Here is a 20,133-nt window from a genome sequence, read left to right as displayed (position 1 = left end):
AGGCAAGACGCAGCTCGCGCCGATCGATTAAGGCATGAAATGCAGATCGGCGGGCATGAATGACAATCAGAGCCGCATCAGCTGACGGAACGCCTTGATGTTGCTGCGGCTGACCGGCACCTCGAACGGCAGGTCATGGAGCCGGATGAGATAGGTGCTGTTGAACCAGGGCACTATCTCGCGGATCTTGTTGATGTTGACGCAGTAGGAGCGGTGGCAACGGAAGAAACCCTCCGCCGGCAACCGGCTGACAAACTCGCTGAGGGCCATGGTCATCACATAACGATCGGTGCGGGTGTAGACATAGGTGAGCTTCTCGTCCGCTTCTGCATAGTAAATCTGCTCGCAGGGGGTGACGATGATGCGCTCCCCCTTCACCAGATTGACGGTGCGATTGTGCGCTGCCCCCTGTTCGCTCCCCTGCCCCACCTGCGACTTGCCTGCATGTTCGAGCTTTTGCAGCAGATTGATGATGCGCGGCTCGTTGTAGGGCTTGAGGATATAGTCGAACGCCTCCAGCTCGAACGCCTCCACCGCGAACTCCTTGTAGGCGGTGACGAACACGATGTGGGGCGGATGGCTCGACTTGTGCAGGTTCTTGGCCAGCAGCAGGCCATCGATAGAGGGGATCTGGATATCCAGGAACACCACGTCCACCTCGTGATCCTGCAGGTATTTGAATGCCTCCAGCCCGTCCTCGAAGCTCGCCACTATCTCGATCTGGCTGTGCTGGTTCACCAGATAGATCAGCTCCTCCCGAGCCAGATATTCGTCTTCCACTATGATGGCTTTCAGCATGGCATTGCCCCCTGAGGGAGCGCAGGAGAGGTCAGCTCCTCCCGCATCAAACACTCATCTTCGACAATAATGGCTTTCAGCATGACAACACCTCTCGCAGCACACCCTTATCTTCAACCATGATGGCCCTCAACATGGCATCGCCTCCTGATCCGGCAGATAGAAACAGACTTCGGTTCCCGGCTCCAGCCGCTTGAGGTGCAGGCCGTCGCCGTACAGCAGCTTGACCCGCTGATGCACGTTCATCAGGCCTATGCTGCGGCTCTCCACCCGGCCGGCGGCCACCCCGTCGATCACCGCCTGGCTGATGCCGTAACCCGTGTCCCGCACCGCCACCCGGATACCGCCCGCCAGCTGTTTCACCTCTATGGTGACCCGGCCCGGGGCGCTGCGGGGCTGGATGCCGTGCAGGATGGCGTTTTCCACCAGGGGCTGCAACAACAGGCTCGGCACCTGAATGTGTACGTCGTCCACCTCGAACACCACCTCCAGCTTGTCGCCGAAGCGTGCCTGCTCGATGGCCACGTAGTCACGCACCTGCTGCAGCTCCTCCTGAATATCGATGAGCTCATCCCCCTTGTTGAGGTTGTAGCGCAGGTAGTCCGCCAGATTGGCGATGAGCTGGCGCGCCTGCTGGGGCCGGATGCGGATCAGCGACGAGATGGCGTTGAGGGCATTGAACAGGAAGTGCGGGTTGATCTTGCTCTGCAGCGCGGTGAACTCCGCCTTGCGGGTCATCTCTTTGAGTTGCTCGATGCGCGACACCTCCATCTGGGTGGAGATGAGCTGGGAGAGGCCCACCGCCATCTCCCGCAGCGAGCTGGTGATGCTGTGGGTGCGGCGGTAGTAGATCTTGAGGGTGCCGCTCACCGAGCCGTTTTCCCGCAGCGGAATAATGATGACCGAGTGGAAATCGGAGAGGTGATACTGGCGCAGATCGTTGTTGATGATGATCTGGTCGAGCAGCACCGCCTGCTGGGTCATGCCGCTAATGGCGTGGTGCTCGTCCAGCTCGTAGTAATCCTTGCCTACCCCCACGTAGGCCAGCACGTCACGGGTATCCGTGATGGCCACCGCATCGGCATGGATCTCGCTCCTGATCACGCCGCACACCTGACCGAGGGAGTGGCGATCAACCTTCTGGAAGAAGGGCAGCGTCTTGTTGGCGATATCCAACGCCAGCTTGGCCTGCTTGGCGGCAATCAGCTCCTTCTCGTCATCCAGATCCTGCACCAGCTTGATGATGAGGCCGATGCAGAGGGTCCCGGCGATCATGGGATAGGCGATGTGGCTGACGATCTCCACCCCCACAGCATGGGGCTCGGTCAGCAGCCAGATCAGCAGCATGGTCAGTCCCTCACAGGCCATGCCTGCCAGAATGCCGTAGAGCCAGAGCCGCGACTTGCGACATCTCAGGTGCAGCCAGGTGGCGAGCAGACCGGCGATGATGCTGGCGATGAGACAAGGGATCGAGGTGTGACCATCCATGTCGATGAGGTAGCGGTGCAGCCCCGAGATGACCCCGGCCGGGATGCCGACCCAGGGGCCGAACAGGATGCCGCCCGAGATGATGGCGATGATCCGCACGTTGATCAGCGCCCCCTCCACCGGAATGCCGGTGTAGGTGCTGAACACCGCGAACAGGCCGAAGATGGCCGCCACCAGCACCAGCTCGGCCGGGGTGTGATCCCGCTTCTGAAACAGCCGCTGGAACGGCCGGGTGCGAGTCAGGAGGAAGAGCGTCATCAGCATCAGCGCAGCCCGCTCAAACACCGCCAACAACATCATCTGATTTTCGAGCATGGGGCCCTCCGGCCTATGGCCACGAGGGGCGCACTATAGAAGGAATCTGGCCATGGACGGCTGACCCCGATCAAATCAGGGGCATTAGACCACAACGGCTGGGTTGAAAAGAGAGGGGCCCTCTCATCGGGCCCCAGTGTACCGCAGGCAGGTACCAGAGAGGCATCGGGCTGCCATATTCAGCCCGATGGAGAAGGCAAGGACGGCATCAGGACGACAGGGTCGCCAGCCTGGCGGCGAAGCCCATGAAAAACAGGCCGATCAGGCCATTGCCCAACCGGGCAAGCCCCTGTTTACGGCGAAAGAAGCGGGCAACCAGAGTGCCGCCGAAGATCAGCAGGGTGAGATAGACGAAGCTCATGGCTTCCAGCATGCCCGCCAGCACCAGGTAGGAGACCCAGGTGTGGGCATAGCTGAAGTCGATGAACTGCACGAAGAAGGAGACGTAAAAGAGGATCGCCTTGGGGTTGGTGAGGCTCAAGGTGAGGGCCTTGGAGAAATAGCGCTCCCCCAGCTCCACCGCAGACTCCTGTCCTTCGCGCCGGGCAATGAAGTTGGCATGGAGGATCTTCACCCCCAGATAGAGCAGGTAGATGGCGCCGAGGTAACGCACCAAGGTAAACAGCAGGGGGGTGGTACGAATGAGGGAGGCAATCCCCAGGTAGGCGCAGAAGATCAGAATGGCATCGCCGACAAAGACGCCGAGGGCGGCGCGATAGCCCGGTCCAATGCCCCGTACGGTGGCGGTACGCAGCACATAAATGGAGTTGGGCCCCGGCGCAATGATGATGAAGAAGAGTCCCACCAGATAGGTCCAGACGTTGATGACTCCCAGGCTTTCGAACATGTTCCCTCCATGGCGGGCGATGGGCCGGATAGCGGCGGCAGGCTTTCTATACTAATCCGCCGCGCGCCAAGCACAAGATCTGACCTGCCATCCACACACCTTCAGGATGAACGCCTTGCACACCGATCGCGAGCAACCCTGGCGTTCGCCCACTTTGGTTATGTCCAGATGTACCGGGATAGGGCATGGTAGAGGGAGTATGAAACCGCAGATACCTCACCCATGGACAAGACCTTGATTACCGACACGCCGATCGCCGCGACACCCTCGGCCGACCCCCTGAACACCACCGCGTATCCGGTGATTGCCGCCATCAGCTTCTCGCACCTGTTGAACGACATGATGCAGTCGGTGCTGCTGGCCATCTATCCGTTGCTGAAGCTGGGGCTCGATCTGTCGTTCACCCAGATAGGGCTCATCACCCTTACCTACCAGTTCACGGGCTCGTTGTTGCAGCCGCTGATCGGCCTCTACACCGACCGCAGACCTATGCCGTATTCGCTGCCCCTCGGCATGGGCTTCACCCTGCTCGGCTTGCTCTCCCTGTCACAGGCGGGCAGCTTTGGCGCCGTGCTGCTGTCGGCCATGCTGATCGGCATGGGTTCGTCCGTCTTCCACCCGGAATCCTCCCGGGTCGCCCGCATGGCGGCTGGCAACCAGCCAGGTCTGGCCCAATCCCTGTTCCAGATCGGCGGCAACCTCGGCTCTGCCATAGGCCCGCTGCTCGCCGCGCTCATCATAGTGCCGCAGGGACAAGGCAGCGCGGCCTGGTTCTCGCTGTTCGCCCTGGTGGGCGTCATGGTGCTCTGCCTGGTCGGGCGCTGGTCCAGCCATCACGGGGCCAACTTCCACAAACGGATGAAGGCCCATGCCGGCAGTGGCCTGAGCCGCCGCCAGATCGGCTGGTCTCTGGCCATCCTCGGTCTGTTGATGTTCTCCAAGTTCTTCTACATGACCAGCCTGAGCAGCTATTACACCTTCTATCTGTTGGACAAGTTCAATCTGTCGCTGGATAGCGCCCAGTTCCATCTGTTTGCGTTCCTGTTTGCCGTCGCGGCGGGCACCGTGCTCGGCGGGCCGGTCGGTGACCGCATCGGCCGCAAACGGGTGATCTGGATCTCCATCCTGGGCGTCGCCCCCTTCACCCTTCTGCTGCCCCACGTCGACCTGTTCTGGACTTCGGTGCTCTCGGTGATCATCGGCCTCGTCCTGGCGTCGGCCTTCTCCGCCATCCTGGTCTACGCCCAGGAGCTGGTGCCCGGCAAGGTCGGCACCATCTCCGGCCTCTTCTTCGGCTTCGCCTTCGGCATGGGGGGCATAGGCGCCGCCCTGCTGGGTCAGCTGGCCGATGCGACCAACATAGAGACCGTGTACCAGCTCTGCGCCTACCTGCCGCTCATCGGCTTGCTGACCGCCTTCTTGCCGACGATCCGCAAGGGCTAGCGGCCACCCCGCGAGGGATACAACCCATAAAAAACGCGGCCTGAGCAGGCCGCGTCTGAAGTTGATGAAGGCAAGGGTAGGTCAGCAGTACTGGCCAGCTACCCAGCCGGAAGACCAGGCCCATTGGAAGTTGTAGCCACCAAGCCAGCCGGTCACGTCCACCACCTCGCCGACGAAGTAGAGACCGGGCACCTTGCGCGCCTCCATGGTCTTGGAGGAGAGCTCGTTGGTATCCACCCCCCCCAGGGTCACCTCGGCGGTGCGATAGCCTTCGGTGCCGTTCGGCAGTATCTGCCAGTCCCCCAGCAGGGTGGCCACCGCCTCCAGCTCCCGCTCGTTGTACTGACGCATGGGCTTGCTGTGGAGCTGCCCCAGCTCCACCAGCTTGTCGACGAAGCGCTTGGGCAGCTCGCGTCCCAGCACGGTTTTCAGCTCCTGGGCCGGATGGGCCTGGGCCCAGGCCTTGAGGGCCGCCGGTATATCCAGCTCGGGCAGCAGGTTGATGTGGATCTTCTCCCCCGCCAGCCAGAAGGAGGAGATCTGCAGGATGGCGGGGCCGGAGAGGCCGCGGTGGGTGAACAGCATGGCCTCCTTGAAGCGGGTGCCATCCTCGGCGGTCACCGCCACCGGCAGGCTGACCCCGGCGAGATCGGCGAAGGCCTCTTTCTGTTCCTGATGCAGGGTGAAGGGCACCAGACCGGCACGGGTGGACAGCACAGTGAGGCCGAACTGCTCCGCTAGCTTGAAGCCGTAAGGGGTGGCGCCGAGTTTCGGCATGGAGAGGCCGCCGGTGGCGACCACCAGCGACGAGCAGGCGATCTCGCCCTTGCTGGTGTCGAGCAGGAAGCCGTCGTCCGTCTTGCTGACGGAGAGGATCTCGGTCTGGCACTGCAGGGTCACCCCGGCCCAGTCACACTCGGTGAGCAGGATGTCGACGATATCCTTGGCGCTTTCGTCGCAAAAGAGCTGGCCCAGGGTCTTCTCGTGGTAGTTCAGGCCATGCCTGTCCACCAGCTCGATGAAGTCCTGCTGGGTGTAGCGCGCCAGCGCCGACTTGCAGAAGTGCGGGTTGCCCGAGAGGAAGGCGTGGGGACCGGCCTGATGGTTGGTAAAGTTGCAGCGACCGCCGCCGCTGATGAGGATCTTGCGCCCCGGTTTCTTGGCGTTGTCCAGCAGCAGCACGGATCGCCCCCGATAACCGGCCTGGGCCGCACACATCAAGCCGGCCGCCCCGGCCCCGATCACCACCACATCCACCTGCTTCATCGTCACTCACCCATCAAAAGAAAAACGGCCCCTGCCAAGGGACCGTCATCGCATCCGGCAGAAACCACAGCGGCGGTTTCATGGCTGCATCAATCGAAAACGGCCCACGAGGGGGCCGTATTGTACTGGCTGAACACTAAGTGTCCACGACTATCAGGCGTTGCCGTCCATGATGCTGGCAGGGGCGCCCTTGGCCAGCTCCGCCAGCTCCTTGTCGATGAAGTAGAGACCCTTGCCATCCTCCCCCACCAGTGACAGGCGATCGACGATGCTCTTGAACAGCTTCTCCTCTTCGTGCTGCTCGGCCACGTACCACTGCAGGAAGTTGAAGGTGGAGTAGTCCTGGGTGGTGAATGCCACATGGGCCAGGCCGTTGATGCACTTGGTGATGTGGTACTCGTGCTCCAGGGTGGTGCGGAAGATGTCTCCCAGCGAGTTGAACTCGTGGGGAGGCGCATCTATGGCCCCCAGCAGCGGCATGCCACCGGTCTCGCTCACGTAGGTGAACAGGCGCTCCATGTGCTGGCGCTCCTCGGCGGCGTGCTTGCGCAGGAAGGTGGCAGCCCCTTCGAAGCCCTTGTCCTCGCACCAGGCGCTCATCTGCAGGTAGAGATTGGAGGAATAGAATTCAAGATTAATCTGCTCGTTCAACTTCTCGATCATGGCTTTGGCCAACATGATGATTCTCCACTGTGATTTGGTCACGATTGTCGCCACTGTTGCAGTCTGACGCAACCAGATACGACGGCCAGCACTCGCAGTTGTGACCCGGACGCATCTCATCCTGTCACCCATACGGTTATAGAGAAGCAAAGAAACATGGTGTAGGTAGCGTCAGCCATTATGATGGCGCCAGTGGTCGGGGAAAGGATTCAATGAGATTCATTATGGCACTGGCGCTGCTCTGGATAACCCAGTTGCAGGCCACTCCCTCCTTGCTGGAAGAGGCAGAATTGCAGGCGGCGCAGGATCCCGTCGGCTACTTGCAACGCCTCGACGCCAGCCCGCAGCAAAACATGGAGCTGTTCTACGCCAGAGCCCTGGCCCAGGCCGCGCTGGGCCGTTACCAGCAGGCCCTGCTGGACAACGCCCGCGCCCGCGGGCTGGCCAGTGCCCAGCAGGAGCTCCGGCGCCTGCTCGACTTCAGATTGCAGCAGATTGCCCTGACCCTGGATACCGAGGCCCCCGAGCAGGCCCTCCACCTGCTGACCCAGCTCAGGCCGGCCGTCCTGGGCTATGCCCAGCAGGAGTCCGAATGGCATGCCCTCAATGGCCTCGCACTCTACCGTACCCAGCAGCTGAAGGAGGCGATCGCCGAGCTCAAGACCGCCTTCCAGCTCAAGCAGAAAGGGCCAAGAAGCGCCCTCGCCACCCTGCAGCGTGCCCGCCTGCTGATGACCCTTGGCAACCTCTATGCCGATCTCAGCCTCCACCGGGAGGCCGAGAGCTACTATCAGGATGCCCTCGGGCAGATGGTGCGACTGAACGAGCCCAACAGCCAGGTCATCATCCGTGCCAACATGGCGCGGCTCTACATCGACATGGCACGCCCCGATCGGGCGCGCGAGCTGCTCGATGCCCTGCTGGCCACCCCGGGGCTGTCACCGCACTATCGTGCCATCGTGCTCGGCTATCAGGCCATGGTGTTCAATGCACAGCGAGACTGGCACTCGGCCTGGCAGAGTCTGGAAGAGGCGCAGGCCATTTATGAGGGGCTGGGTTACCCTCAGGCGGCCTCCCGGCTGACCGAGATCCGAGCCAGAACGCTGCAGGGACGGGGGGAGACCCAGCTGGCCTTGCAACTGCTGACGACCCAGCCAGGCCCGGTCAGCATAGAGGGCAAGGCGATGCAGGCCAGACTGCTGGCCGATCTGGGGCGCTACTCCGAGGCCTACGGGGTCATGACCCGCTACATGCAGCACTACAAACAGCACTTCAACCAGACCCTGAGCCAGCATGCCGCCGCCTTCCAGGTCGAGATGGACCTGGCCCGCAGCGAGGCCAGCAACCTCGCCTTGCAGCAGGAGAACGAGAACAAGCGCCAGCAACTGCTGTATCAACAGAGCGCCCGTTACTACCAGATGATGCTGGTCGTCCTGCTGATCGGCGCCCTGATCCTGCTCGGACTCACCACCCACAGGCTGCACCGCAGCTCGCGCCACCTCTACAAGCTCGCCACCTTCGATCAGCTGACCGGGCTGCCGAATCGGCGCGCCCTGCTGGAGCGGCTGGAACAGCAGTGGCAGCTGGATGCGCCGCTGACCCTGCTCATCATCGACATCGACCATTTCAAGCAGATCAACGACCGCCACGGCCACCAGACCGGCGATCAGGCCATCCGGCAACTGGCTTGGGAACTGAAGAACTGGGCGCCGGATCTGCAACAGGTCGGGCGCTGGGGAGGAGAGGAGTTTCTGGTGGCCATGGCGCAGGATGGCATCACCTGCTGGCGGCTGGCCGAGCAGTTGAGAAACCGGATCGCCTACCTGGCCGCCCCTCACATGACCATCAGCATTGGGGTGGCAGAGCGATCACCGGACGACGACAGCCTCAGCCAGCTGATCCACAGGGCCGACATGGCCATGTACCAGGCCAAGCGTCAGGGACGCAACCAGACCATACTGGCACCGACCTCCAACCAGCCCGTCAGCAACGTCGCCTGAGGCCGGGTCGGGAAGCCATCGTGACTGCTTGATGATCGTGCATCAGACAACAGATGCCAGGGGCGCAACCAGACCATGCTGGCGCCAGGCCCCAACCAACCCGCCGAACTCACCTGCCATGTTGCCTGAGGCAGGTAACGGACTCAGGGCAACAGCTCGGTCATGGAGGCGACATCTACCGGCGCCCCATAGTCGACGCCCGGCAGCTCGAAGCCGTTGAGCTGCATGAAGTCCTGGCGCAGCCCGGCGAAGTCCCCCAGGGCATGGAAGTTGTCCGGCGTCACCTTGGGCCAGAGCGCCGAGACGGCGGCCTGAATGGCCGGGTCGAGCTCATGGTCATCCATCCGGATCAGCCGGTTGCCGTCGGCCACCACCCCTTGCGGACCGTACATCTTGGTGGCAAACAGCCGCTGCATCTGCTCGATGCAGCCCTCGTGCACGCCCCGCTCCTTCATCACCCCCATCAGCAGGCCGAGGTAGACAGGCAGCACAGGAATATAGGCGCTCGCCTTGGTCACCAACGCCTTGCAGACCGACACCCAGGCGTGGCCGCCGAGCTCGGCTAGTTGCAGGTTGATGGTCTCTGCGGTGGCGTGCAGGTGCTCCTTGGCGTAGCCGATGGTGCCGTCTCTATAAAGGGGATAAGTGGATTCCGGGCCAATGTAGGAGTAGGCGACTGTCTGCACCCCTGGGGCCAGACAATCGGCCTGCTGCAACGCCTGCAGCCAGAGCTGCCAGTCTTCACCCCCCATCACTGTGACGGTGTCGCGGATCTCCTCCGGAGTGGCAGGCGCCAGGGATTGCTGCACCAGGGCGTCCTGTTCCAGATCCAGCCCCCAGCCGCTGAAGGGCTGGCCCGTGGTCTTGAGCACCGAGCGTACCTGCCGGCCATCCGGCAGCACCCGGATGCCGCTGGCCAGGGAGTAGATCACCAGATCCACCTGCCCCAGCTGCTGACGGATGGCGTCGATGGCCTGCTGACGCATGGCGTCCGAGAAGGCATCGCCGATCAGGTTGATGGCAATGCGCCCCTCCTGCTCCGCCGCCTGTCGAAACCAGATGTTGTTGTACCAGCCCGCGCTGCCGAGCCCCTTGTCGGAGGGCCCGCGTTCGAACGAGATGCCCAGAGTATCTGCGCCGGCGCCGAATGTCAGCGCGATGCGCGACGCCAGCCCGAAGCCGGAGGAGGCACCCAGCACCAGCACCCGCCTGGGCCCGTTGAAGGAGCCCGCCGCCTTGACGCTGGCGATCTGCTGCTGCACGGCGGCACGGCAACCGATGGGGTGGCAGTTGCGGGCGACGCAGCCCTGGATCTGGGGATGAATGATCATGAATGAATCTCCAAGGAATCGATGGAATACGAGGAGCGGCGGCCGCTAGCACATCGATCATCGCCAGCGTCTCCACGGGAATTGGCTAGAGCATAACCAAGAAGCCGGTGATTACCTTGATGTCGGGCGGCATATGGGCAAGAAAAGGGGGCATAAAAACAAGAGGGAGCACAAGGCTCCCCAAAGCGTTATTCAGATGCTTTTTGTTGTGTTGTGTTCATTGCGAAGCACGGGCACATCCTATTCTTCTCCCTGGATCGGGGCAATAGACCGGTTGTGATCGGCTTCAAACTCCTGTTCAAAATATGTGCAACCCGGTCCCCAAGATGGCAACCAGGGCGTACGGGTTTTCCATGCAAATCCCGAAACTGTGGTGACATCGCCGTTTTAGTTTCAGCGGACATTGGTATAGTGAATCCAGGATCAGTGAGGAGAACTCCCATGAGTGGAACCTATTACAAGCACATACTGGCCGCGATCGACCTGTCGGAAGACAACCGCAAGGTGATCGACAAGGCGGTCGACCGGGCCCGTTCCAATGGCGCCAAGCTGTCGGTGATCCATGTGGACGTGGACCTCAAGGATCTCTACACCGAGATGATCGATATCGACATCGACAACGTGCAGGATCAGGTGATCGCCGAAGCGAAAGAGAAGCTCGAGACCTTCCTGGCCTCGGTGGACTACCCCATCGAGAAGAAGCTGGTGATCTGCGGCGATCTGAGCGAGCGAGTCAACCAGGCGGTCAAGGATTACCAGATAGATCTGCTGGTGTGCGGCCATCGCCAGAGTTTCTGGAGCCTGCTCACCTCCAGCGCCCGCCAGCTGATGAATACCGTGCCCTGCGATCTGCTGGTGGTGCCCTTGCAGAAGTGATTAAACAGGCGTAGCTTGTTTATCCATGAACATCACAGCTTTCAATCGCAACAACTGGTGGTGCTGCTTATAAACAGGCGGCACCGCTTTTCTATGTGAAATTCCCAGAAGAAAACACCGTGACCGCCGAGAGGCGGTCATTGTTTTCATCCCTTTGTCGCCTCCCGGCCCACCCCAATCGGAGAGAGTGACATGCAAGACCCCGTTATCCTGACCGGCGATCGCCCCACCGGCAAACTGCACATAGGCCACTACGTCGGATCTCTGCGCCAGCGCGTCGAGGCCCAGCACCATTACCGCCAGTTCGTGATGATCGCCGACCTGCAGGCGCTGACCGACAACGGCCACAACCCGGCCAAGGTGACAGATCACGTGCTGGAGGTGATGGCCGACTACCTGGCCGCCGGCCTGGATCCGGCCAAGACCACCTTCTGCCTGCAGAGCGCCCTGCCCGCCCTCGCCGAGCTCACCACCTATTACCTCAACCTGGTCAGCGTCGCCCGGCTGGAGCGCAACCCTACGGTGAAGGCCGAGATCCAGCAGAAAGGGTTCGAGCGCAGCCTGCCGGCCGGTTTTCTGGTCTATCCCGTCAGCCAGGCCGCCGACATCACCGCCTTTCGCGCCACCCATGTGCCGGTCGGCGAGGATCAGCTGCCCATGCTGGAGCAGACCAACGAGATTGTGCGCCGCTTCAACGCCCTGGTAGGAAAAGAGGTGCTGACTGAATGTCAGCCCATCCTGAGCGACACCGGCCGCCTGCCCGGCATCGACGGCAAGGCCAAGATGTCCAAGTCCCTCGGCAACACCATAGAGCTCGGCATGTCGGCGGAAGAGATCAAGCAGGCGGTGTTTGCCATGTATACCGACCCCAACCACCTCAGGGTGAGCGATCCGGGCCAGGTCGAAGGGAATACTGTGTTCGCCTATCTGGATGCCTTCCACCCGGACAAGGCGCTGGTAGCCGAGATGAAGGCCCACTACCAGCGCGGCGGGCTCGGCGACATGCGCTGCAAGCAGGTGCTGAACGACTGCCTGCAGACCCTGCTCGCCCCCATGCGGGAGCGGCGCCAGGCGGCCATCGCCGACAAGGAGCAGCTGCTGCGCCTGTTGCAGCAGGGCACCTTGCAGGCCCGCGCCCTCACCGACGAGGTGCTGGCTGAGGTGAAGGGGGCGATGGGGCTGGACTACTTCGCCGGGTTGCGCTGAGTCGGCGCCCCCAGCGCGTCTGCACCGTAGCGCTCGAAGGCGAGCCGGTGCAGCAGCCCCTTGAACCAGCCGATCGCCTCGTCGTGGGCGCTGAGCGGGTGGCCCGCCATCAGATAGACGATGGGAATGGCGGGCTCCAACTGATGCAGCCGCAACGGGTAGTAGCGGCAGAAGTGGCGCCCGATCATCTCGGGCACCACCACCAGATAGCGGCCGGTCGCCATCAGCTGCGGCACCGCCATAAAGCTCGGTAATCGGACACCCAATTCGCGCTCGACCCCGAAGCGGGCCAGCCAGAGATCCACCATGGCCTGGCTGTGCCCCCAGCTGGAGGTGTGGATGTGGGGGCGGCTCACCAGCTCGTCCGGCCCCAGCTCATCGGGCAGCTCGCTGCCGAGCGGTGACAGGCAGACCAGGGGATTGCTGAACCACTCCTCGCGCCACAAGCGAGGGGAGAGATGGTTGGCGCCCGCAAAACCGATCACCAGATCCAGCTCCCCCTTCTCCAGCTCCCGCTCGTAGTCGCTGTCCGCCAGCTCGCACACCTCCAGCCTGCAATGGGGCGCCTGCTGCACCATGCGCTCCACCAGGGTCGGCACCAGGCCGTGCTCCACCGAGCCCGGGGTGGCGATGCGAAACACCCGCTGGGCGCTGGCGGGATCGAATCCCTTGGCCTGGCGCAAGCCCTGCTCCAGCATGGCCAGCGCCTGGCGCACCGGTCCGGCCAGCGCCTTGGCTCGCTCGGTCGGCATCATCTCGCGCCGGCTCATGACAAACAGGGGGTCATCCAGCGCCGTACGCAACCGCCCCAGCGCATGGCTGACGGTGGACTGGGAGAGGTGCAGCCGCTCGGCGGCACGGGTGACGTTGCGCTCCTGCATCAGCATGTCGAACACATTGAGCAGGTTGAGGTCGAGGCGGGAAAGGGGGATTTCCATCGATATTGGCCATAGTTGAATGACGACAATTCATTTTTGGCATAGTAGCAGATTGCATAGAATGCGCAGGCGAATTACACGGAGATTAAAATGCGTAGCTATCTGTTGTTGCTGGCGATTGGCCTGTTGTGGGGCTCCCAGTTCATTTTCATGCATCAAGCCGTCACCGAACTGCCCCCCATCATGGTGGCGGCCGGTCGCGCCCTGTGCGGCAGCCTGACCCTGGGTCTGCTCTGCCTGTTCATGCGCCTCAAGAGCGAGCACACCCCCTGGCGCACCTATATGTTGATCGCCCTGCTCGATGCCACCATCCCCTTCATCATGGTGGCCTGGGGTCAGCAGTATGTGGACAGCGCCATCGCCGCCGTGGTCATGGGTTGTATCCCCTTTGTGACCATTCTGGCTGCGCCCCTGTTTATTTCTGGTGAAAGAATCACCAAGGGCGGTCTGCTCTCGGTGGCCATCGGCTTCGTCGGCGTGCTGGTGCTGTTCTGGCCGAAACTGGCCAACGGCATGAACGCCGGTCTGCTCGGTGCCATGGCCATACTGTTTGGCGCCAGCTGCTTCGCCATCGGCCTGCTGATGATCAAGCGCTTCGCCAAGGACCACCCCGTGGTGGTGGCCCGCAACATCCTGATCTCGTCAGCCATCCAGCTGCTGCTGGCCGCGCCCTTCGTCACCGATCTGAGCGCGCTCACCCTGCCAAGCCAGCAGGCCATCGGCGCCGTGACCGTGCTCGGGGTGTTCTGTACCGGTCTGGTCTACTTCCTCTACATGGCGCTGATCCAGAAGGCGGGCCCGACGTTCGCCTCCTTCAGCAACTACCTGGTGCCGCTGTTCGGCGTCATGCTGGGCGCCTTGTTCCTCGGCGAACAGGTGCATTCCACCACGGCCGTGGCACTGGCGCTGATCCTGGGATCGGTCGCTCTGAACCAGTGGGCCCAGCAGCGCCGTACTCGTCGGGAGGCCAGCCTATGTCAGGCATCCTGACCACCCTGTGCGGCGGTCTGGTGCTGATAGCTGGCTGGCAGTATCGCCACCGACTGGCCGGACTGCTCGGCCTGCTGATGCTGACCCTGCCCTGGTTCTTCGACAGCAAGCTGCAGGCCATGCTGAGCTATGCCCTGAATGCCTGAATGCCATCTCTAATGTGTGACGAGAGTGTGTCTCTCCTGTTTTTGGGACCGTTTTTAAAAAAACCTCCGATTTGTCCCCGCTACCGGCGCTCTGCGCCGGTTTTTTTATGCCGGTTTCCCGCCCTCCGAGCAATAGCGGTAGCTGAGCCGCTCGTTCTTGCGCGGCCCCGTGATCTGCCAGGCGAGCAGGAAGCCCTCGCCGGTTTCGGTCAGCTCGGCGCTGTAGTGATCCTGGCCGCACAGGTGCGCCTCGGCGGTGAGCCAGCGCCCGTCCCCCTGGGGCAGCAGCTCGAACAGCAGCACCGGCGCCTGGTGGCGAAGGTGGGAGAGGCTGATCCCCCACTCGCCGCGCTGCCACCAGAAGCTGTTGTGCATGGCGAGCACCCGGCCATGGGGCGTGGTGTAGCGCCCCTGCTCCGTAAACAGCCAGCCACCTTGATGATCGGTCACCCGCACCTCTCCCTCGCCACGGCCGTTCCAGTCGGTCGCAGAGCCCGCTCCGTTGCTCGCCTCGAAGGCAAAAGTGCCGATCCGTGGCAACTGTTCCCATAAACGCTGGATCGCGCTTTCCAACTCGGCCATCATAGCGCCCTCCAAATTGACAACTGACGACAATTCAATCACATGAACTACTTGATAGGGGTTACCCTGCTCTGGTCCTTCTCCTTCAGCCTGATCGGGGTCTACCTCGCCGGCCAGGTGGACGCCTACTTCTCGGTGCTGACCCGCATCGCCCTCGCCAGCCTGGTGTTCCTGCCCTTCCTGCGCCGCCGCTGGCTGCGCCCCGATCTGGTGGTCAAGCTGATGGCACTCGGCGCCATCCAGCTCGGCATCATGTATCTGTTCTATTACCACTCCTTCCTGCTGCTGACGGTGCCGGAAGTGCTGGTGTTCACCATCTTCACCCCCATCTACGTCACCCTGATCCACGATCTGCTGGAAGGGCGCTTCAAGCCGACCTACCTGTGGGGGGCGCTGCTGGCGGTGCTGGGGGCGGCCGTCATCCGCTTCGACGGCCTGACCGAGAGCTATGTGATGGGATTCCTGGTGGTGCAGGGAGCCAACCTCTGCTTCGCCCTGGGCCAGGTGGGCTACAAGGTGCTGCTGGCGCGAGAGGCGCAGCAACCGCCCCAGCTGGCGGTGTTCGGCTGTTTCTATCTGGGGGCCCTGGTGATCGCCCTGCCCGCCTGGTGGCTGCTGGGCCAACCACAATACCCGACGAGTGGATTGCAGTGGGGCATTCTGTTGTGGCTGGGGATTGGCGCTTCCGGGCTCGGCTACTTCCTGTGGAACAAGGGGGCCACCCTGGTGAGCAGCGGCGTGCTGGCCATCATGAACAACGCCCTGATCCCCGCCGGTCTGCTGGTCAATCTGGTGCTCTGGGGCAAGGATACGGATCTGTTCAGGCTCAGCGTCGGTGCCCTGCTGATGCTGGCCTCCCTCTGGATCTGCCAGCGTCAGCCGGCGCATAGCGCGGACTGACGAACCACCAGGCCTGCGGGTACAGGCCTCCTTTGACCCACAGGCGTCAGCGGGTGAGTGAGCGCTGACTAAAAATCAGCCAACCACAGTGTTGCGTTCCCGTCTGGCCTGGCCGTGGCATGAGGCCAGCCGGGCCAGCAGGTGATCGAGCTGCTCGGCGTTCTGGCTCTGCACCAGGCCTATGCTGACGGTCACCGGCCGCTCGGGCAACAGGCTGGCATCGGCGATCTCGAGACGTAACCGTTCGGCAATCTCGAGACCGCTCAGCCGATCGGTCTGGGACAGCATCAGGATGAAACCGTCCTCATCCCAGCGGGCGAAGGGATCTTCCCGCCGCAATTCGCGGCGCACAATGCGGGCCAGCTTGGCCAGCATAGCGTCACAGGCGGCCTCGCCAAACAGCTGCAATATCTTGCTGCGGTGATCCACGGTGAACTGCAGCAGGCAGAAGCTGCCGCTCTCGCTGGCCAGTCGCTCGTCCAGCAGCGACTCGAAGTGGCTGCGGCTCTCGAGTCCGGTGAGGGGGTCGGTGTCGTGGCGATCGTCCAGCTGGGGCATGGCCGCGTCCAGATGGCGCACCACCCCCAGCAGCTGGCCCAGTTCGTCGCGGCGCACCCGCTCTTCCAGCCGGATGTAGTGGCCCTGATGGTGCAGGATGCGGTACTCGAGCCGCAACCCGCTGCTGCGCCCCTCCCGACAGGCATCGATGGCCTCCCCCAGACGAGGCCCGTCATCCGGGTGTACCCTATCCAGCCAGCCGAGGTCATCCAGCTCGTTCCCCGCCAGCCCCAGCAGTTGCAGGCAGGAGGGATCGCGCCTCAGGCCCTGTTCGGCCGACCAGGTCCAGATCCCGGCCTCCAGCATCGCCATGGCTGCTGCCATCAGCGTCACCTCAAGCGGGGTAATGACCTCAACCCCGGGAGTCTCATACCTTTCCATCACGCGCCTCGACACCGGATCTGACTATCTGCCCATTCAGCAGCACTCAATAAGTAACATTGGCGATTGCGCCGAGCAACAGCGTCAACCCGCTTTTCCCAGATGCCCCTTTATCCGCACCCGCCACGCCCTCAGCCCTGATAGCCTTTCATCAGCTCTTGCCAGTTCTCCGGCACGAAATGGAAGCTGGTGTGCAGTTGGGACTCCTTGCTGAAGGAGCGCTGCAACCGTTCCAGATTGGCCTGCTGCCAGCTGCCGGGGGAGCGGATAGCCCCCTTGTCAAAATCGATCACCCACACCTTGCCCTCCTTGTCGAGCAGCAGGTTGTGACTGTTGAGATCCGCATGATAGACCCCGGCCTCGTGCAGCCGACGCACCGTCTGACCCACCTTGTGCCACACCTCGTCAGTGAGCGGCCCCTGCTTGAGCAGGGCCACCAGATCCTTGGCACCGCGAATGCGCTCGATCAGGATGTCGGCGCGATAGAAGGGCCCCTGCTTGACCATACGGGCCGCGAATGGCCGTGGCACCGGCAGCCCCTGTTCGCTCAGCTGGGCCAGCAGACGATATTCGGCCATGGCGCGGCTCGATTCCACCCCTTCGAACCAGAAGCGATCCCGTACCAGCTTGCCCACCATGCCACCGCGATAATAGTGGCGCAGCACCAGGTGGCGCGACTCATCCTTGACGAACCAGGTCACTCCGCGGCCGATGGCGGAGCCCACCACCTGCCGATGGGTCTGCCACCAGGCCGGATCGAACAACGCGGGGGAAGGGTCGCGGAAGGCGCCTTCGGCATACCAGCAGATCTGGTTGTGGGCGGTCTGTGTCAGCATCATGAGTATTCCGGTCGATAGTGGGGCGCAATGCATCCCGTCATGGGGACTGTGCCGGTCGGGCAGCTGGCGCAATTTTACAATCCACAAGGGAGTTTGCATAATGCCATCCATCCATTTTGCCACCGTTGCGCCACATCATGCCGCTGTTCCAAACGCCGCCCTCCTCCATCTGCATCCTGCGGCTCTCCGCCATCGGGGATTGCTGCCATGCGCTGGCGCTGGTGCGCGTCATCCAGCGAGCCTGGCCAGAGACTCGCATCACCTGGGTAACCGGCAAGATAGAGGCCACCCTGTTTGCCGATCTGCCCGGGGTCGAGGTGATCCCCTTCGACAAGAGCAAGGGCTGGCGTGGCTACCGTGATCTCTGGCGCACCCTCAAGGGCCGAAAATTCGATGCCCTGCTCCACCTGCAGGCGGCTCTGCGTGCCAGCATCGCCACCCTCGGCATCAGAGCAAAGATCAAACTCGGGTTCGACAAGGCGCGGGCCAACGACGGCCAGTGGCTGTTTACCAACCATCAAGTGCCTTCCCCCGCCTCCCCCCATGTGCTGGATGGTTTCCTCGCCTTCGCCAAAGAGCTCGGCATCCAGGATCTGACCCCGGACTGGCAACTGCCCATCAGCGCCGAGCATCAGGCGTGGGCAAAGGAGAAGATTGGCGGCAAACCGACCCTGCTCATCTGCGCCGCCGCCAGCAAGGCGTTCAAGAACTGGACCGCCGAAGGCTATGCCGCTCTGACGGATCACGCCGCCAGCAAGGGGTTTCAGGTCTATCTCTGCGGCGGGCCGGCCAGGCTGGAGCGGGATCTGGCTGCCGACATCCAGCGCCTGAGCCAGAGCAAGCCAGTGGATCTGGTGGGGCAGACAAACCTCAAGCAACTGCTGGCACTCATCAAGGAAGCCAGCCTGGTGCTGGCCCCCGATACCGGCCCCACCCACATGGCGACCCTGACGGGCACGCCGGTGATCGGCCTCTACGCCCATCACAACCCGGAGCGCACCGGCCCCTATCTGTGTCGCGAACACGCGGTCAGCGTCTACCAGGAGCTGATCGAGCAGGAGACCGGCAAGCCGCTGGCGGCACTCGACTGGCGTACCCGTCTCAAGGATCCGGACGCCATGCGCAAGATAACCAGCGAACGTGTCATCGCCGCCTTCGATAGGCTCTGTGCCGAGCGCCAGCTGCCGGGCTGAGGGGCAACTCGGAAATTCCGAGCCCTGAGGCAGGGATAATCTGATGGCCCGAGCCGGGTGCCGGGGGCAGAATAGCGGCCGATGTGGGTAACGCTCCCGCAGCAAGCAACGAATACTTTGATCGGCTGGAATATGATTCCGGCCGTTTTTTTATCCGCCCCCTTCTGCTAACATTCGCCGCCTTTACAACCCCCTGACTCAAGAATTTCCCGCGTTTTGCGAGCGACTGTCTCCCTTTCGGGCACATGACGGCAGCCTCTGCTACAACCAAAACACGGGTCATCGCTTAAAGGTACAGACATGGCGCAACAAGGCACTCTCTATATCATCTCCTCCCCGAGCGGGGCCGGTAAGTCCAGCCTGCTCAATGCCTTGCTGACCCAGCACAACGACGCCGGCAAGATGCAGCTCTCCGTCTCCCACACCACCCGCGCCACCCGCCCCGGCGAAGAGCACGGGGTGCACTACCACTTCGTGCAGGTGGAAGAGTTCAAGGCGCTGATCGAGCGCGGTGATTTTCTGGAGTGGGCAGAGGTGTTCGGCAACTACTACGGCACCTCCCGCGCCGCCATCGAGGCCTGTCTGGCCCAAGGCATCGACGTCTTCCTCGACATCGACTGGCAGGGCGCCCGCCAGATCCGCGAGCAGATGCCAACCAAGTCCATCTTCATCCTGCCCCCGAGCCGGGAAGAGCTGGAGCGCCGCCTGATCGGCCGCGGCCAGGACAGCAGTGACGTGATCGCCGGCCGGATGGCGAAAGCCATTGCCGAAATGGTGCACTACGACGAGTATGACTATGTCATTATCAATGAAGACTTTGAGCAGGCACTGTTCCAGCTCAGGGCCATCATAGAGTGCCAGCGGCTGGAATTGCGCCAGCAGCAGCAGGCCCAACAAAACTTGCTGCAACAGCTACTGGCAGAATAGGCCAAAAACAAGTAAACTTTTGCGTCATTTTTAAACACTGCTTTTTCAAACACAGAAAGCCCAAACACTGGAGTCCTGCATGGCACGCGTTACTGTAGAAGATGCTGTAAAACAGGTAGGTAACCGTTTTGACCTGGTGCTGGTCGCCGCACGCCGCGCCCGTCAAATCGCGGTACAAGGCAAAGATCCCCTGGTCGACGAAGAGAACGACAAGCCGACCGTGATCGCCCTGCGCGAGATCGAACTGGGTCTGGTCAACAACCAGGTAATGGATACCCAGGACCGCTACGAGCAGCAAGAGCAGGAAGCCGCCGAGCTGGCTGCCGTTGCTGCCATCGCCGAAGGCCGCGGTTAAGTCAGTCATTTCTCATGGTCGGCGCCCGCCCGGGTGCCGACTGTTCTTCCCATTTACAACCGCTCGAAAACCTCGCAAACTCGAGGGCATA

The 20,133-nt window shown here is 62.4% G+C and carries 20 protein-coding genes; 10 read left to right on the top strand and 10 right to left on the bottom strand.

Going from position 1 to position 20,133, the window contains the following annotated elements:
- Window positions 1-66 precede the first annotated feature (66 nt).
- The 3 genes from KW824_RS18715 to leuE all read right to left on the bottom strand — a co-directional run bounded on the left by KW824_RS18715 (window position 67) and on the right by leuE (window position 3,448).
- A complete protein-coding gene (locus KW824_RS18715) occupies window positions 67-798 on the bottom strand; it encodes a LytTR family DNA-binding domain-containing protein (protein WP_161506714.1) in 732 nt (243 codons plus the stop codon).
- A gap of 129 nt (window positions 799-927) precedes the next feature.
- Window positions 928-2,601, bottom strand: a complete 1,674-nt coding sequence (locus KW824_RS18710; protein ID WP_218410700.1) for a sensor histidine kinase — start codon at window positions 2,599-2,601, stop codon at window positions 928-930.
- A gap of 208 nt (window positions 2,602-2,809) precedes the next feature.
- Window positions 2,810-3,448 carry a leucine efflux protein LeuE gene (gene leuE / locus KW824_RS18705; RefSeq protein ID WP_218410698.1) on the bottom strand — a complete coding sequence of 213 codons (639 nt, stop codon included), beginning with the start codon at window positions 3,446-3,448 and terminating at the stop codon, window positions 2,810-2,812.
- 222 nt (window positions 3,449-3,670) lie between these two features.
- Here leuE and KW824_RS18700 point away from each other — a divergent pair, with 222 nt between their 5' ends.
- The gene (locus tag KW824_RS18700) at window positions 3,671-4,891 is read left to right on the top strand and encodes an MFS transporter (RefSeq protein WP_218410696.1); all 1,221 of its coding nucleotides are present in this window, start codon (window positions 3,671-3,673) and stop codon (window positions 4,889-4,891) included.
- Between the two features lie 81 nt (window positions 4,892-4,972).
- Here KW824_RS18700 and KW824_RS18695 read toward each other — a convergent pair whose 3' ends face one another.
- On the bottom strand, window positions 4,973-6,157 hold the full coding sequence (locus tag KW824_RS18695) for an NAD(P)/FAD-dependent oxidoreductase (protein ID WP_218410694.1): 1,185 nt from the start codon (window positions 6,155-6,157) through the stop codon (window positions 4,973-4,975).
- Window positions 6,158-6,310: 153 nt separating this feature from the next.
- Complete coding sequence (ftnA, locus tag KW824_RS18690; protein WP_025325223.1) at window positions 6,311-6,835, bottom strand: non-heme ferritin; 525 nt, start codon at window positions 6,833-6,835, stop codon at window positions 6,311-6,313.
- A gap of 209 nt (window positions 6,836-7,044) precedes the next feature.
- On the opposite strand from ftnA, the gene KW824_RS18685 reads away from it, so the two are divergent.
- Window positions 7,045-8,820 (top strand): diguanylate cyclase domain-containing protein, encoded by a 1,776-nt coding sequence (locus tag KW824_RS18685; protein WP_218410712.1) that lies wholly within the window; start codon window positions 7,045-7,047, stop codon window positions 8,818-8,820.
- A 143-nt stretch (window positions 8,821-8,963) separates the two neighbouring features.
- Here the strand turns inward: KW824_RS18685 and fabV are convergent, their stop codons facing one another.
- Window positions 8,964-10,151 (bottom strand): enoyl-ACP reductase FabV, encoded by a 1,188-nt coding sequence (gene fabV / locus KW824_RS18680; RefSeq protein WP_218410692.1) that lies wholly within the window; start codon window positions 10,149-10,151, stop codon window positions 8,964-8,966.
- Window positions 10,152-10,592: 441 nt separating this feature from the next.
- On the opposite strand from fabV, the gene KW824_RS18675 reads away from it, so the two are divergent.
- A complete protein-coding gene (locus KW824_RS18675) occupies window positions 10,593-11,027 on the top strand; it encodes a universal stress protein (RefSeq protein WP_005326399.1) in 435 nt (144 codons plus the stop codon).
- A gap of 192 nt (window positions 11,028-11,219) precedes the next feature.
- Complete coding sequence (gene trpS / locus KW824_RS18670; RefSeq protein ID WP_218410690.1) at window positions 11,220-12,233, top strand: tryptophan--tRNA ligase; 1,014 nt, start codon at window positions 11,220-11,222, stop codon at window positions 12,231-12,233.
- Here the strand turns inward: trpS and KW824_RS18665 are convergent.
- On the bottom strand, window positions 12,212-13,171 hold the full coding sequence (locus KW824_RS18665; protein ID WP_218410688.1) for a LysR family transcriptional regulator: 960 nt from the start codon (window positions 13,169-13,171) through the stop codon (window positions 12,212-12,214). The genes trpS and KW824_RS18665 overlap by 22 nt on opposite strands.
- Window positions 13,172-13,261: 90 nt before the next feature.
- Between KW824_RS18665 and KW824_RS18660 the strand changes: the two genes are divergently transcribed.
- A complete protein-coding gene (locus KW824_RS18660; protein ID WP_171272920.1) occupies window positions 13,262-14,161 on the top strand; it encodes a DMT family transporter in 900 nt (299 codons plus the stop codon).
- A complete protein-coding gene (locus KW824_RS18655) occupies window positions 14,146-14,307 on the top strand; it encodes a hypothetical protein (protein ID WP_005326376.1) in 162 nt (53 codons plus the stop codon). Before KW824_RS18660 ends, KW824_RS18655 begins: the two co-directional genes overlap by 16 nt.
- A 105-nt stretch (window positions 14,308-14,412) precedes the next feature.
- Here the strand turns inward: KW824_RS18655 and KW824_RS18650 are convergent, their stop codons facing one another.
- Window positions 14,413-14,889, bottom strand: coding sequence for a DUF6314 family protein (locus KW824_RS18650; protein WP_218410686.1), 477 nt, complete (start codon window positions 14,887-14,889; stop codon window positions 14,413-14,415).
- 42 nt (window positions 14,890-14,931) lie between these two features.
- Between KW824_RS18650 and KW824_RS18645 the strand changes: the two genes are divergently transcribed.
- Window positions 14,932-15,789 (top strand): DMT family transporter, encoded by an 858-nt coding sequence (locus KW824_RS18645; protein ID WP_182787106.1) that lies wholly within the window; start codon window positions 14,932-14,934, stop codon window positions 15,787-15,789.
- Between the two features lie 75 nt (window positions 15,790-15,864).
- Here the strand turns inward: KW824_RS18645 and KW824_RS18640 are convergent, their stop codons facing one another.
- Both KW824_RS18640 and KW824_RS18635 read right to left on the bottom strand, forming a co-directional pair.
- Window positions 15,865-16,728 carry a sensor domain-containing diguanylate cyclase gene (locus KW824_RS18640; protein WP_218410684.1) on the bottom strand — a complete coding sequence of 288 codons (864 nt, stop codon included), beginning with the start codon at window positions 16,726-16,728 and terminating at the stop codon, window positions 15,865-15,867.
- A 131-nt stretch (window positions 16,729-16,859) separates the two neighbouring features.
- The gene (locus tag KW824_RS18635) at window positions 16,860-17,564 is read right to left on the bottom strand and encodes a 3-deoxy-D-manno-octulosonic acid kinase (protein WP_218410711.1); all 705 of its coding nucleotides are present in this window, start codon (window positions 17,562-17,564) and stop codon (window positions 16,860-16,862) included.
- Between the two features lie 140 nt (window positions 17,565-17,704).
- Between KW824_RS18635 and KW824_RS18630 the strand changes: the two genes are divergently transcribed.
- The 3 genes from KW824_RS18630 (at window position 17,705) to rpoZ (ending at window position 20,042) form a co-directional block, all read left to right on the top strand.
- Window positions 17,705-18,760 (top strand): glycosyltransferase family 9 protein, encoded by a 1,056-nt coding sequence (locus KW824_RS18630; protein ID WP_218410682.1) that lies wholly within the window; start codon window positions 17,705-17,707, stop codon window positions 18,758-18,760.
- A gap of 300 nt (window positions 18,761-19,060) precedes the next feature.
- Complete coding sequence (gene gmk, locus KW824_RS18625) at window positions 19,061-19,687, top strand: guanylate kinase (RefSeq protein ID WP_005326356.1); 627 nt, start codon at window positions 19,061-19,063, stop codon at window positions 19,685-19,687.
- 79 nt (window positions 19,688-19,766) lie between these two features.
- Window positions 19,767-20,042: a DNA-directed RNA polymerase subunit omega gene (gene rpoZ / locus KW824_RS18620; RefSeq protein WP_005307060.1), complete on the top strand. Its 276-nt coding sequence runs from the start codon at window positions 19,767-19,769 to the stop codon at window positions 20,040-20,042.
- The last annotated feature ends 91 nt before the right edge of the window (window positions 20,043-20,133 follow it).

Origin of the sequence: Aeromonas sp. sif0611, from assembly GCF_019218845.1 — a bacterium.
Classification (GTDB): domain Bacteria; phylum Pseudomonadota; class Gammaproteobacteria; order Enterobacterales; family Aeromonadaceae; genus Aeromonas; species Aeromonas media.
Note: the sequence above shows the minus strand (reverse complement) of the source record. Positions and strands in the feature narration are given on the sequence as shown.